We start from the raw sequence: 15,695 nt of genomic DNA on the forward strand, positions 1-15,695 counted from the left end.
CCGTTGGGGCCACGAAAGGCAGTTTATTTCAAAACGGTAAAGCCTTGCTTTTCGAAGAAGGGCGTTGCCTTGGCCGATTTCAGGAAATCCAGATAGGCTTTTGCTACCGGGGACCTGGCTTCCGAAAGAGTGGCGACCGGGTAGATGATCGGCGGATGGCTGTCTTCCGGGAAGGTGCCGACGATCTTCACGCCCGGATCGGCGGCGGCGTCGGTCTGGTAGACAATGCCATAGGGTGCTTCGCCGCGCGAGACGAGCAGCAGGGCGGCACGCACGCTCTCCGCGCCGGCGACCTTCTGTTCGACGGAGGACCAGACCCCGAGCTTTTCCATAGCGGCCTTGCCGTATTTGCCCGCCGGCACGGAATCGACCGCACCCATGGCCAGACGGCCGTCGCCCACCAGAGCGGCAAGATCGAAGCCCTGCTTGATCTCGACCGGCTTTGCCTTGTCTGCGGGAGCGACGAGAACAATGCGGTTGCCGAGAAGATTGGAGCGGGTGTCAGCGTTGATCAGTTTCTTTTCGGCGATATAGTCCATCCATGCGAGATCGGCCGAAATGAAGATATCCGCCGGTGCGCCCTGCTCGATCTGCTTGGCCAGCGCCGAGCTTGCCGCATAAGAAACGGTTGCTTCGTTACCGCTTTCCTTTGCCCATTCGGCATTGAGAGCATCGAGTGCGTTTTTCATGCTTGCGGCGGCAAACACCGTGACTTTTTCGGCTGCATGGGCCGGAACGGCCGCAAGTGAGGCCGCCACCCAGAAGGATGTGGCTGCGGCAATGGTTTTGAAGAAGCTGCGACGCAAAAGTCTCATGGTCTGTTACCCCCGGTTCGAGATATTCCGATGAATATATCGATAGGCCTATAGGGCAATCATTATATTTTCAAGGATATATCGATGGGATGAGGAAAAGAGGCTGCCGGGGTGTCTGCGCAGAGGGGTGGCTAAGCTCGAAAAGCCCTCCTCGTCATGCTCTGGCTTGTCCCGCGCATCTGCAACGTCTTCATTTTATCGAATGTGATTAGATGCTTGAGACAAGCCCAAGGAGGACGTTTCCCTTGAAGCGGCCCTGTGTCCGGATCAAAAACGCTCGCCGGCGAAATGGGCGATCTGTGCGCCTGCCTCGTAATAGGCTTCCTTCACCGCCCGGAAAGACTGCGCTTTCGGTTCCGTCAAAGGCAGCGGCAATTCGGCTTCAGCAATTTCACCGAGAATATGCTGCGCAATGACCCTGCCAAAGGCCGTGCCCGGCGCGATGCCGCGGCCGTTATAGCCTGAAAAGCCGACGACATTTTCAGCGAATTTGTGAAACCGTGGAACGGCATTGTCCGTCATGCCGATCTGGCCGTACCACTCACATTCGAATTCCGTATCGCCGAGTTGCGGGAAAAGTCGCTTCAGCGAGCGCTTCGCCCAGGCGCGATGAATGGCGCCGCCGGTGCCGCGCAGGGCGCCGACGCTGCCGAAGACCAGCCGGCCGGCTTTGTCCATGCGGAAGGATGAGAGAATCTCCTTCGTATCCCAGCAGCCTTCACGGCCAGGCAGGATGCTCTTTTGCAGATTATCGCCGAGCGGTCTCGTCGCAAAATTGAAATAGGGCAGGTAGACCTGTTCATCGCGAACGATCCGCCATGGGCCGGTGCTGTAGGCTTCAGTGGCCACAACGATCCAGTTGGCGGTTACAGACCCTTGCGGCGTCTGCACCACCCATTTTCCGTTGCTGCGTTCGGTCGCTACAACGGGGCTTTCGGTGTGCAGGCGCACGCCCGCTTTCTGGGCGGCTGCGGCAAGGCCTCGAACATAGGCAAGCGGCTGTATCGTGCCGGCGCGTGTATCCAGAAGCGCACCGGAATAGCCCGTACTGCCGGTGCGTCTCGCTGTCTCTTCGGCATCGAGGATGCGGACGGGTGCGCCTCTCTCCGCCCATTGTTCGCAGCGCTCACGGATTTCGGCGAGCCCTTTTTCTCCGACGGCGCAATGGAGCGTGCCGTTTTTTTCGATCTCGCAGGGAATTGCGTGTTTTTCCACCAGTTCACGCACGAGAAGCGGGGCATTGCCCAGAAGATCGAGAAGGCGCTCGCCGTAAACCTCGCCCAGCACGCCGGGTAGCTCTTTCGGCATGACCCACATGCCGCCATTGATGAGGCCGACATTGCGGCCTGCGCCGCCGAAGCCGATTTCCCTTGCTTCGAGAAGAACGACATCCACACCGCGTTCGGCAAGATGAAGGGCGGCAGACTGGCCGGTAAAACCACCTCCGACGACGACAACATCGGCAACTGCTGCGCCCTGCAAGGCGGGCGTTACGGGCGGCTGCGGCGCGGTCTTTTCCCAGAGGCCGTGCGAGCGGGGGTCATTATACATCGTTCCACCGTGTTCCGGGCCAGTTCATTTGTTCTTCGTATGAGTGACAAGCCCTTGTTTATAAGACTTTACAAGCGCTCTTGTCTGTTGAATATCGACATATCGTCAAGAGTTCATTCCATGAGGGAATATGGTCCTGCCGCCACGCCGTTTTCTGCCTTCGCTTTCGCTGCTGGCGGCTTTCGAAGCCGCTTCCCGGACGGGCAGCGTCACCGCCGCCGCGAGGGAACTGGGGCTGACGCAGGGTGCGGTCAGCCGTCAAATCCTGGCGCTCGAAGAGCAGCTCGGCGTGGCGCTGTTCCTGCGTGAGCGGCAGACGATTCGGCTGACAAGGGCGGGGGAGGGCTATGCGCGGGAAATCCGCGAGGCGTTGCGGCGCATATCGACGGCCTCGCTCAACCTGCGCGCCAATCCGGATGGCGGCACGCTCAACCTCGGGGTTCTGCCGAGCTTCGGCACGCGCTGGCTTGTGCCGCGCCTTCCCGATTTCATCGCCAGACACCCCGGCGTTTCGGTCAATCTTCTGACGCGGTCATCGCTGTTCGATTTCCGCACCGACACAGTCGATGCGGCCATCCATTTCGGATTGCCGCATTGGCCGGGTACCGAGCTGGTTTTCCTGATGCATGAAAAGGTCATTCCGGTATGCAGCCCGGCCTTCAAGGCGCGACACGGACTTTCAAGGCCGGACGATCTGTTGAATGTCCCGTTGCTGCACATGACGACTCGGCCGGATGCCTGGGAGCAATGGTTTCGCAGCCATGACGTCAGTTTCGACAATGTGCATGGCATGCTTTTCGATCAGTTCACGACGATTGCCGAGGCGGCGAGCGCCGGGGTTGGAGCCTCGCTCATTCCTTCTTTCATGATCGAGGAGGAGTTGCGAAGCGGTCGTCTGGTTGCGGCTGTTGCGGGGGAAGTGGAGAGCGAGGAAGCCTATTACCTCGCCTGCATGCCGGATCGCGCCGGTTATGCGCCGCTCGAAAGTTTTCGGCGGTGGATCGTTTCCGAGGCCGCAACTGGCGCGAACGGCAGTACCGCGGAGTTTTCGGCGTAAACCGGTAAGCGGTCTTGCAAGACGGACGCTGCTCAGCCAATAGTGCGCCATGACGCGTGGCGCGAGCAGCCATGCACCGAAAGTTCAAATACGGGAGATGTCCGTGAAGCCCATTTTCGTTCAGCTTCAATGTGAGCCCGGCAAGACCTATGATGTCGCCGACGCCATCTATAAGACGGAACTGGTTTCCGAGCTTTATTCCACCAGCGGTGAATATGATCTGCTGCTGAAAATCTATCTGCCGCAGGAAGAAGATATCGGCAAGTTCATCAACCAGAACATCGTCAATATTCCGGGAATCGTGCGTTCGCTGACGACGCTGACCTTTACTGCATTCTGACCCGCAATTCGAACCTTCGATACAAGCTCGGCCCTCATCCCTGTGCTTGTGACAGGAATCCAGTCGACGCGCGTCTGCGCGGAGGGAGAGGCTTCTCAGCCCAAGGACTTGATCTGGCTAGATTCTTGTGACGAGCACAGGAATGAGGGAAGAGTGGGGTGCGTCAGGAAGACCGCGTACGTGGCGTTCGGCTCTAATCCTGACTTTCAGGCGCTTTGTTAGCTTAGTGCATCAGAGCTTTTGATACACCCTGAATGGCTGGTGCCAGGCGGGTAGATGGCTTGTCAACCGAGAAAAAAGCGCGCCATCGGGCCGCTGTTCGGGGTCCGATATTTGGCGCGCTCTGGTTTTGACGGTTCTGTGAACGGGCGAAAGTTTTCCCGCATCAGGCGACCGCGGCCAGATTCCGGTTGCGCACGAGATCGCGGATCGCAATCCGCACGTCGTCTGCGCTGTCGAACTTCTGTTCGTCCAGGTCGTGAACGTGGAACTTCACCGCGATGAACTTCAACCGGTCATTATCCGGGATGACGATGCCGACGGGTTCGCCAGCGAATTCAATAACTTGCTTCTGCATAGATATACTCCCGCTGTGGCTACTTCACACAGCATGTTGTCGAACTGATTTTCAGTAAATTGAGACCGTTAAGTCACATTCGACAGCAGCGGGAACACGTGGATTTAAATCCAGCGTTCCAGGACTCAAAACCAAGGATTGCGTTGATGTTGATATGTTTTGACATGACACACTCCCTGTATTGGTGTTGGCCCGGAATCAGGAGACTCGTTCTCCAGTTCCACACTGATAATCCAGACCAGCACTAAAATCAATGCTGATTGTTATAGGTAGAATATTTTTCTTTATGATGACAGGAGAGGGGCGGAAATGTGAAATTTTTGTTTTCGTCGGCTGCCGCCGCGAAAAGCCCGCTGTAGCAGGCTTTTTATGTATTTTTTAATCGTCGCCGGTGGCTGGTGGTGGATAAACATGATCGTTTCCGTTGAAGTCGGAAACGGAATAACAGCCATCGCGGGTTTTTTCGGCCGCATTTCTGCCAATTGCCGCCTTGCCGTGGCCGCCGGGAATGTCGAGAACATAGGTCGGCTGGCAAAGGCCGGAGACATGCCCCCGCAAAGCGGAAACGATTCGCTGCCCCTCTTCTATCGTCAGCCGGAAATGGCTGGTGCCGGGCGCAAGATCGGGATGATGCAGGTAGTAAGGCTTGATACGGGTCTCGACAAAGGCGCGCATCAACTCGGCAAGAACCGCCGGGTCGTCATTGACGCCTTTCAAAAGGACCGTCTGGCTCACCATGGCGATACCGGCGTCGATCAGGCGTGCCGAGGCCTGCCTTGCGGCTTCGCTGAGTTCACGGGAATGATTCGCGTGCAGGGCCACATAGGTGGTTTTGCCGCTGGCCTTCAGCGCATCGATCAGCGCCGCGTCGATACGGTCGGGATCGACCACCGGCACGCGGGTGTGGAAGCGGACGATCTTCACATGCGGTATGTCTCTCAGGCGCGTCATCAGGTCGGACAAGCGCCGTGGGGAAAGCACCAGCGGATCGCCACCGGTCAGGATGACCTCCCAGATGGCGGGATTGGCCTTTATATAGCCGAATGCGGCGTCAAGTTCCGCCGGGCTCATCATGCCGTTGCCCTGCGGTCCGACCATCTCCCGGCGGAAACAGAAGCGGCAATAAACGGGGCAGACATGCACTGCCTTTAAAAGCACCCGGTCGGGATAACGGTGGACGATGCCGTGGACGGGGCTGTGCGCGTCGTCGCCAATCGGATCGTCCCGTTCTTCAGGAAGATGAACGAGTTCGGCCGGGTCAGGAACGAATTGTCGGGCGATGGGATCCTGCGGGTCGCGGCTGTCGATCAGCCCGGCAATCGATGGCGTGATGGCGAGCGCGTAACGTTGCGTTACAGTGCGCAGCGTCTCGAGCGCTTCGGCTTCGATAAGCCCCGCTTCGAGAAGTGCTTCGGCTGTCTTGATGGTCTCAAGCCCTGTCATCGTCCATATTCCGCGACTGGGGCCCACATGACGAGATCGATACGGGGCGCGCCGGTTGCCAGCATCACCAGCCGGTCGAAACCAAGCGCTATGCCGCTTGCCGGCGGCATGATTGCCAGCGCGGCCAGAAAATCCTCGTCCAGTGGATAGGTTTCGCCGTAAACCCGCTGCTTCTCGGCCATTTCCATTTCGAAACGCCGCCTCTGCTCGGCGGCGTCGGTCAATTCGCCGAAGGCATTGGCGAGTTCAACGCCGCAGGCATATAGCTCGAAACGCTCCGCCACGCGCGCATCCTTGGGTGACTTGCGGGCAAGGGCTGCCTCACAGGTCGGATATTCATCGAGAATGGTCGGCCTGCCGAAACCCAGCTCCGGCTCCACCCGCTCTACGATGACGCGGCTGAACATATCCGCCCAGGTATCGTCATCGGCCACGCGGATGCCGGCCTCGGTGAGGTTCGCCGCAAGATGGCGAGCGTCGGTTTCGCCGTTTCGGCTGATGGTGGCCAGCAGGTCGACGCCCGCATATCGCTCGAAGGCTTCGGCGACGCTTACCCGCTCCGGCTCGAGGAAGGGATCAACGCTGCGGCCGCGATAGGTGAAATTCTTCGTCTTTGTGGTTTCGGCCGCCAGCGCCAGAAGATTGGCGCTGTCCTTCATCAGGCTCTCATAGGTTTCGCCGACCCGGTACCATTCCAGCATGGTGAATTCCGGATGGTGCAGGGGGCCTCGTTCCCGGTTTCTGTAAACATGGGCAAAACAGGTGATGCGTTTTTCACCGGCGGCGAGCAGCTTTTTGCAGGCGAATTCAGGCGAGGTGTGCAGATAAAGCGGCACGGCGTCGCCGGCCGGCGTCAGGCCCTGCGTGACGAAAGCATGCAGATGCGCCTCATTGCCGGGGGAAATCTGCAATGCAGCAGTGTCGACCTCAAGAAAATCGGCGCTGGCGAAATAGCCGCGAAAAGCCGACTGGATCGCATTGCGCCCAATAAGAAATGCGCGGCGGTCGGCGTGGACGTCCGGCGTCCACCATGGCGACATTGTCTCGTTGCTTGCGCGCATTCTCTGTTCTTTTCCGTCTTCTCTGCGGCGCCCAATTGCGGATAAACGGCCCGCAAAACGCCTGATCGCGTCATTTAAAGCTATTCCGGGCGGAAAACCGCTAGGCACTCTTCCGCGAATTGCTGTAGAAGGCTGGCAATTCGTGCGGATTTAAGGTAGTTGCGCCCCAGAAAAAAGACAAAACGTCTGCCGGGGCCGGTGCTGCCGCGCAGTCCTTTACGACGCATTTCATCGAGTTACAAGGAAGTCATATGGTCAAGGTTATCGCCTCATCCGTCCGCAAGGGCAATGTTCTCGACGTGGACGGCAAGCTTTACGTCGTTCTTACCGCGCAGAACTTTCACCCCGGCAAGGGCACGCCGGTCACGCAGGTGGACATGCGCCGCATCGTTGACGGCGTGAAGGTCTCCGAGCGCTGGCGCACCACCGAGCAGGTCGAGCGCGCTTTCGTTGAAGACCTGAACTTCCAGTTCCTTTATGAAGATGGCGAAGGCTTCCACTTCATGAACCCGGAGAACTACGATCAGGTTGTGGTCGATGCCGAAACGATGGGCGATCAGAAGGCCTATCTGCAGGAAGGCATGACCTGCATTCTTTCCATTCATGAAGGCAATCCGCTGGCCGTCGAACTGCCGCGCCACGTCACGCTGGAAATCACGGAAACCGAACCGGTCGTTAAGGGCCAGACGGCGTCTTCTTCCTACAAGCCGGCCATTCTTTCCAACGGCATCCGCACCATGGTGCCGCCGCATATCGATGCTGGTATCCGCGTGGTCATCGCGACGGAAGACAATTCCTACGTCGAGCGCGCCAAGAACTGAGCCTGACGGCCGGTTAGACAGAAGCACCGGGAGACCGGTGCTTTTTTTGTGTCACGAATAATAAAAAAGCCCGCGTCGAGACGCGGGCTTTTCTTTGCCTTGCGGCGTATCTTACATGGCCTTTGCCGCGGTCCGGGTTGGGCCGGGCGCCTTCTTCGGAGCCGTGGTCTGGCCAACGGCATAACCGCCGCCAAGCGCTACGTTCAGCGAGACGTAGTCCTGCGCGGTCTGCTGCACAGCCTGTGCAAGGCTCGCCTGTGCGGTGGAAACCTGGCGCTGCGCATCGAGAACGTCGAGCAGCGAGGAGGCGCCGTCGCGGTAGCTGGCTGTCGAAAGCTGCAACGCTTCCTGATAGGACGCGACGGTCTTGCGCAATGCATCGGCCGTGCGCTGATCGCGGGTGACGGCGGCCAGAGCGTTTTCGACTTCTTCCACAGCGGTCAGCACCGTCTGCTTCCAGACGAGATATTCCTCACGTGCCTGGGAATTGGCCAGATCGATATTGGCGCGGATGCTGCCGCCATCGAGAATTGGCAGAACGAGGCTCGGACCGAAGGACCAGCTATTGGCCGTTCCCCTGCCGCCACCGCTCAGGAAGTTGTAGCTTGGCGTGATCGAGCCGCCGAGCTCGATGCTGGGATAGAGCTGCGCTTCCGCGACACCGATTGAGGCAACTGCGGCGGCGAGATTGCGTTCGGCGACACGAATGTCCGGACGGTTGCGGATGAGATCGGCCGGGATGCCGGTGCGCGGAATGCTGCGGGCAACCGGCTGGCGTGCGCCCTTCTGCAATTCGGAAATCAGAGATGAGGCCGGCAGGCCGAGAAGCGTGGCGATGCGATGCGCCGCCTTGCGGAAGTTGGTTTCGAGGCCGGGAATGTCGGACAGCGTCGAGTTGACCAGACCTTCGGACTGGACGACATCGAGGCGGGAGGCCGCGCCCGCTTCAAGCTGCAGCTTGGTCAGGTCCAGCGTTTCGCGGCGGGAAGCCAGGTTCTGACGGGCAATCGCCAGGCGCTCCTGATAATAACGCACATCGATATAGGCTGCTGCGACCGAGGAAATCAGCGTCAGGCGCTGAACATCAACGGTGGAGTAAGCGGCATCGAGCGATGCATTGGCGCTTTCCGTGGCGCGGCGATAGCGGCCGAAGAGGTCAAGCAGCCAGGAGACGCTGAGACTGCCTGAGGACACGTTGGTGACGGGAACATCACGGTAGCTACCCTTGGTCTCGCTGGTCGTGTGGCTGCCGTTAGCCGTCAGGCTCGGCAGACCGCCCGCGCCGGCCGAGATGACCTGGGCTTCCGCCTGATTGATGCGCTCGATCGCCTGCATCACGGTCAGGTTCTGGCTGAGGCCAGTGGAAACGTAACCATTGAGGCGGCTATCGTTAAAGGCTGTCCACCACGCAACGGTGCTGATGTCGCCATTACTGGTTTTTCCGGCTTCCGCAAACTTTCCCGGCAATTGAATTTCCGGCGTCTTGTGGTCGGGCCCGACAACGCAGCCTGAGAGCAGCAGCATTGTCAGGGGAAGAGTAGCGCGAATAGACAGCATGTAATTTTCCCAATTCTCTGGTTGGCTTACCGAGCGCGGCTTGCTGACAAATGGGCTGCGCGGTCGATATGCCGTAGAAACGTGCATTTGCCAAATCGGCAACATTTCTAGCAGCGTATTAACGGTTGGCACAGCCCATTTTTGTTTTGTTAACGCCTTGAAAGGCGACGAATGATGACGAAAAAGGACGGAACGAAGAAAATTCCGAGCAGTGTTGCAGAAAGCATACCACCCAGCACCCCGATACCAATTGCATTTTGTGCGGCAGAACCCGCTCCGGTTGCGATTGCGAGAGGCACGACACCCAGGATGAAGGCTAGCGACGTCATGATGATCGGACGCAGGCGCAGCTTCGCCGCCTCGAGCGTCGCTTCCATCAGGCTTAGTCCATGCTCCTGTCTTTCCTTGGCGAATTCGACGATCAGAATCGCGTTTTTCGCCGCAAGGCCGATGGTCGTCAGCAGGCCCACCTTGAAGTAGACGTCGTTCGACTGCCCGAAGAAATGCGCCGCGGTCAATGCGCCGAGGACGCCCACCGGCACGGCCATGATGACCGAGAAGGGGATCGACCAGCTTTCATAAAGGGCGGCAAGGCAAAGGAACACGATCAGAACCGACAGCGCATAGAGCATCGGCGCCTGCGAGCCGGAAAGACGTTCCTGATAGGAAATGCCCTGCCACGCGACGGTGTAACCGCCCGGCAGGCTTGCCGTCAGGCGTTCCATCTCGTCCATGGCGTCACCGGATGCAACGCCCGCACCGGCGGTGCCTTCGAGCGAGATGGCGCCCGTGCCGTTGAAGCGGGCGAGAGACGGTGGAGCATTGATCCATTTCACTTCGCTGAAGGAAGAGAAAGGCACCATTTCGCCACTGGTATTGCGGGCATACCAGAACTTGAGATCGTCCGGCTGCATGCGATACGGCGCATCACCCTGAACATAAACGGGCTTGAGCTCGCCGTTCAGCGTGAAGTCGTTGACATCCCGGCCGGCAAAGATCGTCGACAGCATGAGGTTCACGGAGGAGAGATCGACACCCATGGCGCCCATCTTTTCCTGATCGAGAATGATCTTCATCTGCGTTTCATTGTCCTGGCTGTCGCTTCTGAGCGAGCTGACCTTCGGATTGCTGGTCGCAAGAGCGATCAGTTCCTTGGACGTGGCGGTCAGTGCCTCGGTGCCGTTGCGGCCGCTATCCACGAGATACATCGAGAAACCGCTCGATGTGCCCATGCCCTGAATTGCCGGCGGCAGAAGCGGGAACACCTGCGCATCGCGGAAACCGAAGAAGGTGCCCATCGCACGCTGCACGATGGCGCCGGCGTGTTGGTCGGGGGCCGTTCTCTCGGCGAAATCCTTGAGCTTGGTGAAGACGATGGCGTTGTTCTGGCCAGAACCGCTGAAGCTGAAGCCGAGAACGCCGAAAACCGATTCGACATTGGCGGCTTCCTTTTCACGGAAGTAGCTTTCGACCTGCTTCACCACTTCGTTGGTCCGTTCGATGTTCGAACCGGTCGGCGTCTGGATGATCGTCAGCAGCACGCCCTGGTCTTCCTGCGGCAGGAACGAGCTGGGCAGCTTGCTGAAGAACCAGGCGCAGCCGCCGATCACGATCGCGAAAATAATCATCACGCGGAGAGGCCGCTTCAGCAGATAACCGATAGAGGAAACGTAACCATCCGTCGTCTTGCCAAAGCCGCGGTTGAACCACGCGCCCGGTCCGCGCTGCTTCTTATGATGGTCGATCGGCTTCAGCATCGTGGCGCAGAGCGCCGGCGTCAGAACGATGGCGACCACTGCCGAAAGCAGCATGGCCGAAACGATGGTGACCGAGAACTGGCGGTAGATGATGCCCGTCGATCCACCGAAGAAGGCCATCGGAATGAACACGGCGGTGAGCACGAGCGCGATACCGATGATCGCACCGGTGATCTCGCCCATCGACTTCTCGGTCGCCTCGACCGGCGACAAGCCCTCTTCCGACATGATTCGTTCGACGTTTTCGACGACGACGATAGCGTCGTCAACGAGAAGGCCGATGGCCAGAACCATGGCGAACATGGTGAGCGTATTGATGGAATATCCTGTCAGCGCAAGGACGCCGAACGTGCCGAGAAGCACGACGGGAACCGCGATCATCGGAATGAAGGTGGCTCTGAGGTTTTGCAGGAACACCAGCAGCACGACGAAAACGAGGATGATCGCCTCGATCAGCGTGTGTACCACTTTCTCGATCGACAGCTTCACGAAGGGTGTCGTGTCATAGGGATACTCGATCGAAACACCTTCGGGCAGCGAACCTTCGACAGCGGAAAGCGCCGACTTTACGCGCGCTGCCGTATCGAGTGCGTTGGCGCCCGTGGCGAGGTTGACCGCAAAACCGGCAGAGGGACGGCCGTTTGACCGGGAATCGCCGCCATAGGTTTCCTGGCCGATTTCAATGCGGGCCACGTCGCTCAGGCGAACGGTTGCGCCGTCCTTTTCGACTTTCAGGATGACCGATTCGAAATCGGCAACAGTGGTGAGCTGGCTCTGCGCCGTCACCGTCACGTTGAGCTGCTGACCCTTGACTGCGGGCACCGCGCCAAGCGAACCGACGGAAACCTGGGTGTTCTGGCTCTCGATGGCGCTGGTCACGTCGGCCGTGGTCAGCTGGTACTTGTTGAGCTTGAACGGATCCAGCCAGATGCGCATCGCATATTCGGAACCGAAGACGTTGATGCTGCCCACGCCTTCGAGGCGCTTGATCTGGTCTTCGACACGCGAGGAGAAGACGTCACCGAGATCTGCCGAGTTGCGTTTGCCGTCGGTCGAGATCAGCGCGCCAACCATCAGAATACTGGATGTGGATCGGCTGACCTGAAGACCCTGCTGCTGCACGGTGTCAGGCAGTTGCGACTGGACAAGCTGCAGCTTGTTCTGCACCTGAACCTGCGCGATGTCCGGCAGGATGGTATTGCCGAAGGTCAGCGTCACTTCGGCGCTGCCGGTTGAGGACGACGATGTCATATAAGTGAGGTCATCAAGGCCGGTCATGCCGTCCTCGATGATGGTCGTCACCGATTTTTCGACTGTCTCGGCGCTCGCGCCATTATAGGTCGCGCTGACGCGTACCGTTGTCGGTGCGATATCGGGATATTGCGAAATGGAAAGCGTCCAGATCGCAAGGGCGCCGCCCAGCATGATGACGATGGCGATAACCCATGCAAACACGGGGCGCCGGATGAAGAAATGGGCCATGGCAGTCCTGCCTTACCTTTTACGAGCTTCGACCGAGGGTTTCGTGCTCATGCTTATTTCGAGGGGGCGGCGGCAGGCTGAGCTTGCTGCGGCATAACGACGATACCGCGATCGTCGATGGTCACTTCAACCGGTGCGACGGTCGCACCGTCGGCGATCCACTGGAAGCCGTCGACGATGAGCTTGTCGCCATCCTTGACGTTCTCAGTTACCAGCCAGGCATTGCCCGACTGCTGGCTGGACGGGAAGGTGCGGGTTTCCACCTTGTTTTCCGCCGTTACGAATTTCGCTGTCAGTTCGCCATTGGCGTTCCGGCTTGCGGCGCGCTGCGGAATGCGGAAGCCTTTTTCCTTGCCGATGGTCAGCGTGGCGCGGACATAGGTGCCGGGAAGCAGAAGATCGTCCGGGTTTTCGAAGAGGGCGCGGATGGAGAAGGTGCCCGTGGTTTCGCTTACGGCCATGTCCGACATGTCGATCTTGCCGTCATGCTTGTATTCCGTGCCGTCTTCCAGCGTCAGGTGAATGCCGGTCTCCTTCGTGTCGCCGCCAAGCTGGCCCGACGAGATCGCCTTTTTCAGACGCAGAAGATTGATGCTGGATTCCATCAGATCGATATAGATCGGATCGATGCGGCGCAGCGTCGTCAAAGCCGTCGTCTGGTTGGCCGTCACCACGTTGCCGATGCTGAAAGCGGTTGCGCTGGTGATGCCGTCGAAGGGAGCGCGTACCTTGGTGAGATCGAGGTTGATTTCCGCCGTTTCCAGCGCCGCCTTGGTCTGGGCCACATCGGCTTGCGCCTGCAGCAGCGTCACCTTGGCGTTTTCATATTCGATCTGCGTCGCGCCGCTGTTGACCAGGCGTTCGTAACGGGCAAGGTTCGCCTGGGCGCTCGGAATGCTTGCTTCCGCCTTCGCCACGTTTGCCTTGGCCTGCGCCACTTCCGCCAGATAGGTATTGTCCTCGATCTGGTAGAGAATATCGCCCTGCTTGACCTCGCTGCCTTCCTTGAAGGGAATTTCGCGGATGATGCCGGTGACGCGCGGGCGGATTTCCGCTGTCTGGAACGCGCTGGCGCGACCGGGCAGAACCGTGGTCAAGGGATATTCGCTGGTCTTCATCAGGATGATGCTGACCGGGGACGGCGGACGCTCGGCGCTCTGGGCGGCGTTCTGGCTGCTCTCGCCGCCATCGCTGCAACCTGCCAGAAGAGCGGTCACACACAGAGAAGCAAATAGGGGTAAAATACGTCGGCTCATTGTTCTTCCCTGCGTATCGATCGCATTCAACTATAAGCGCAATGTCGCTCGGCGGATGCGCGTCCGGAAACAGACACGACAGGCGAAGGCCTTGGAAGGACCCGATTCGCTCATTCTGTCCGGACCGCCACGCGCATAGAAGCGCAGGCTTTTGCGCTTCGCAAGCAATTGCGAGAAGGTGACGTAAATTGGGAATCGTCACTTAGCAAGCGGATTGCGCAATCCCGCGTCGATTAAATCGACGAGTTGATCGCAACGTGTTGCTAAATTGCCGATATCTTCCCGGGCAATGAGGACGGGATGAATCACGCTTGTCAGCGCGTGGAGCACGGTTTCCGCCAGGGGAGAAATCTCGGCCGGCGCGTAGATTCGCGCATCTATACCGTCGCGGATAATCTCGGCGAGCAGGTTGGCGATGACGGCTTTATAATAGTCGCCGCACTTCATGTCCTGCTTCGCCGTCATCAGGATCATTTCGAATATGTAGGGATTGTCGTTTAGATCCTGGTGGTGCTGTTCCATCAGCGTGCGGGCGAGATGGCGCAGTCTCGAAAGCGGCGCGTGGCTTTTATCCAGCGGCTGGATGTCCCGTTCGAATGCGCCGATCTGCTCGAAGGCGATCGCATCGACGAGCGCGTTCTTCGAGCTGAAATTCTTGAAGACGTTGGCGGGAGACATGCCGAGCGCCGCGGCGATATCGGCAATCGCCACCGCATTGAAACCACGTTCGCGGAAAAGCTCTTCTGCCTTGGCGAGAATGTCCCGCCGCGTTTCCTCGGCGGAACGGCGAGGCCGGCGCCTGACAGGACGGTCACTCTTCCTGTCGGCCTTTCTCGCCTGTTCGATCGTTTTGCTCACGGTCATACTCCGGGGAAGAACGGCTCCAGGTTCCGGCGTATTCTTGCAAGCGGTGTCTCGCCGCTATCGTCGGGAACGAAGCTCTGTCCGGTGATGCGCTCGTAAGCATCAATATAGACCTTCGAAGTCTGCAAGACGAGGTCCTGCGGAATTTCGGGAACGTCGTCCTTATAAGGGTCGCAGCGTTCGGCGACCCAGGCCCTCACGAAATCCTTATCGAAGCTTGCCGGCCGTGTTCCGTTGCGGAAGCTTTCGTCATAACTGTCGGCCATCCAGTAGCGGCTGCTATCGGGCGTGTGGATCTCATCGGCCAGGATGATCGTGCCGTTTTCATCCGTTCCAAATTCATATTTGGTGTCGACGAGAATGAGGCCCTGCTTTGCGGCAATTTCCTGCCCGCGCTTGAACAGCGCCAGCGCGTAACGGGAAAGCGTGTCCCATTGCTCCTGCGTCAGCAGTTTCTTCTCCACGATCTCGGCCGGCGTCAGCGGTTCGTCATGGCCGCCATCGAAGGCCTTGCTCGTCGGCGTGATCACCGGTTCGGGCAGAATCTGGTTATCCTTCATCCCGTCCGGCAGGCTCATGCCGTACATCTGCCGCTCACCCTTCTTATAAAGGGTCAGGATCGACGTGCCGGTGGTGCCGGCCAGATAACCGCGAACCACCACCTCGACCGGCAATATGTCCAGCCGCTTGCCGATGACGACATTGGGGTCGGGATAGCTCACGACGTGGTTCGGACAAATATCCTTCGTTTGTTCGAACCAGTAGCGTGCCGTCTGGGTCAATACCTGTCCCTTATAAGGTATGCAGGTGAGTATACGATCAAATGCGCTAAGGCGATCGGTCGATATGATGATGCGGTTGCCGTCGGGCAGATCGTAGTTTTCCCGCACCTTGCCACGGTAATAATTCGGCAGCTCGGAAATGACGGCTTCATCGAGAATGCGCACGGGCTCTCCAATTCTTGGCTTTATAAAGAGGCGTTGGACGCCTCAAGTCTTCTGAAACTCTCGTCCGTTCCTATTGCATGTTTCCTGGAACAGGGCCAGTCGCGACATGAAGGCTGCCTTTTTCTCCGGTTCCCGTTAGAAATACGAAACTACCTAATAAAATCAAC

13 protein-coding genes are annotated in these 15,695 nt (G+C 58.7%); 3 read left to right on the top strand and 10 right to left on the bottom strand.

Translation table 11 applies throughout. From position 1 onward, the window contains the following. Positions 1 to 23: 23 nt before the first annotated feature. Both modA and ACQZ40_RS04665 read right to left on the bottom strand, forming a co-directional pair. Positions 24 to 815 (bottom strand): molybdate ABC transporter substrate-binding protein, encoded by a 792-nt coding sequence (gene modA, locus ACQZ40_RS04660; RefSeq protein WP_448747489.1) that lies wholly within the window; start codon positions 813 to 815, stop codon positions 24 to 26. Between the two features lie 267 nt (positions 816 to 1,082). Further along, positions 1,083 to 2,366 (bottom strand): NAD(P)/FAD-dependent oxidoreductase, encoded by a 1,284-nt coding sequence (locus ACQZ40_RS04665; protein ID WP_448747490.1) that lies wholly within the window; start codon positions 2,364 to 2,366, stop codon positions 1,083 to 1,085. A 130-nt stretch (positions 2,367 to 2,496) separates the two neighbouring features. Here ACQZ40_RS04665 and ACQZ40_RS04670 point away from each other — a divergent pair, with 130 nt between their 5' ends. Together ACQZ40_RS04670 and ACQZ40_RS04675 are read left to right on the top strand one after the other, a co-directional pair. Then, positions 2,497 to 3,423, top strand: coding sequence for a LysR family transcriptional regulator (locus tag ACQZ40_RS04670; RefSeq protein WP_448747491.1), 927 nt, complete (start codon positions 2,497 to 2,499; stop codon positions 3,421 to 3,423). 103 nt (positions 3,424 to 3,526) lie between these two features. Next, positions 3,527 to 3,763, top strand: coding sequence for an Lrp/AsnC ligand binding domain-containing protein (locus tag ACQZ40_RS04675; RefSeq protein ID WP_003521320.1), 237 nt, complete (start codon positions 3,527 to 3,529; stop codon positions 3,761 to 3,763). 385 nt (positions 3,764 to 4,148) lie between these two features. On the opposite strand, the gene ACQZ40_RS04680 is transcribed toward ACQZ40_RS04675, so the two are convergent. The 3 genes from ACQZ40_RS04680 to epmA all read right to left on the bottom strand — a co-directional run bounded on the left by ACQZ40_RS04680 (position 4,149) and on the right by epmA (position 6,844). Beyond that, positions 4,149 to 4,340 carry a hypothetical protein gene (locus ACQZ40_RS04680; protein ID WP_003492264.1) on the bottom strand — a complete coding sequence of 64 codons (192 nt, stop codon included), beginning with the start codon at positions 4,338 to 4,340 and terminating at the stop codon, positions 4,149 to 4,151. 378 nt (positions 4,341 to 4,718) lie between these two features. Next, a complete protein-coding gene (locus ACQZ40_RS04685; protein WP_448747492.1) occupies positions 4,719 to 5,783 on the bottom strand; it encodes a lysine-2,3-aminomutase-like protein in 1,065 nt (354 codons plus the stop codon). After that, positions 5,780 to 6,844, bottom strand: coding sequence for an EF-P lysine aminoacylase EpmA (gene epmA / locus ACQZ40_RS04690; RefSeq protein ID WP_448747493.1), 1,065 nt, complete (start codon positions 6,842 to 6,844; stop codon positions 5,780 to 5,782). The genes ACQZ40_RS04685 and epmA overlap by 4 nt, the downstream gene beginning before the upstream one ends. 251 nt (positions 6,845 to 7,095) lie before the next feature. Here epmA and efp point away from each other — a divergent pair, with 251 nt between their 5' ends. Continuing rightward, positions 7,096 to 7,665, top strand: a complete 570-nt coding sequence (efp, locus tag ACQZ40_RS04695) for an elongation factor P (protein WP_003504809.1) — start codon at positions 7,096 to 7,098, stop codon at positions 7,663 to 7,665. Positions 7,666 to 7,776: 111 nt separating this feature from the next. Here the strand turns inward: efp and ACQZ40_RS04700 are convergent, their stop codons facing one another. The 5 genes from ACQZ40_RS04700 to ACQZ40_RS04720 form a co-directional block, all read right to left on the bottom strand. After that, positions 7,777 to 9,222, bottom strand: a complete 1,446-nt coding sequence (locus tag ACQZ40_RS04700; protein WP_065657015.1) for an efflux transporter outer membrane subunit — start codon at positions 9,220 to 9,222, stop codon at positions 7,777 to 7,779. A gap of 149 nt (positions 9,223 to 9,371) precedes the next feature. Beyond that, positions 9,372 to 12,461, bottom strand: a complete 3,090-nt coding sequence (locus tag ACQZ40_RS04705; RefSeq protein WP_035261240.1) for an efflux RND transporter permease subunit — start codon at positions 12,459 to 12,461, stop codon at positions 9,372 to 9,374. Positions 12,462 to 12,514: 53 nt separating this feature from the next. Further along, positions 12,515 to 13,717, bottom strand: a complete 1,203-nt coding sequence (locus ACQZ40_RS04710) for an efflux RND transporter periplasmic adaptor subunit (protein WP_065657016.1) — start codon at positions 13,715 to 13,717, stop codon at positions 12,515 to 12,517. Positions 13,718 to 13,915: 198 nt separating this feature from the next. Further along, entirely contained in the window at positions 13,916 to 14,575 is a 660-nt protein-coding gene (locus tag ACQZ40_RS04715; RefSeq protein ID WP_065657017.1) for a TetR/AcrR family transcriptional regulator, read from the bottom strand. Positions 14,576 to 14,577: 2 nt separating this feature from the next. Beyond that, positions 14,578 to 15,528: a phosphoribosylaminoimidazolesuccinocarboxamide synthase gene (locus ACQZ40_RS04720; protein ID WP_065657018.1), complete on the bottom strand. Its 951-nt coding sequence runs from the start codon at positions 15,526 to 15,528 to the stop codon at positions 14,578 to 14,580. Between the last annotated feature and the right edge of the window lie 167 nt (positions 15,529 to 15,695).

This window comes from Agrobacterium sp. 16-172Ci (assembly GCF_053522725.1).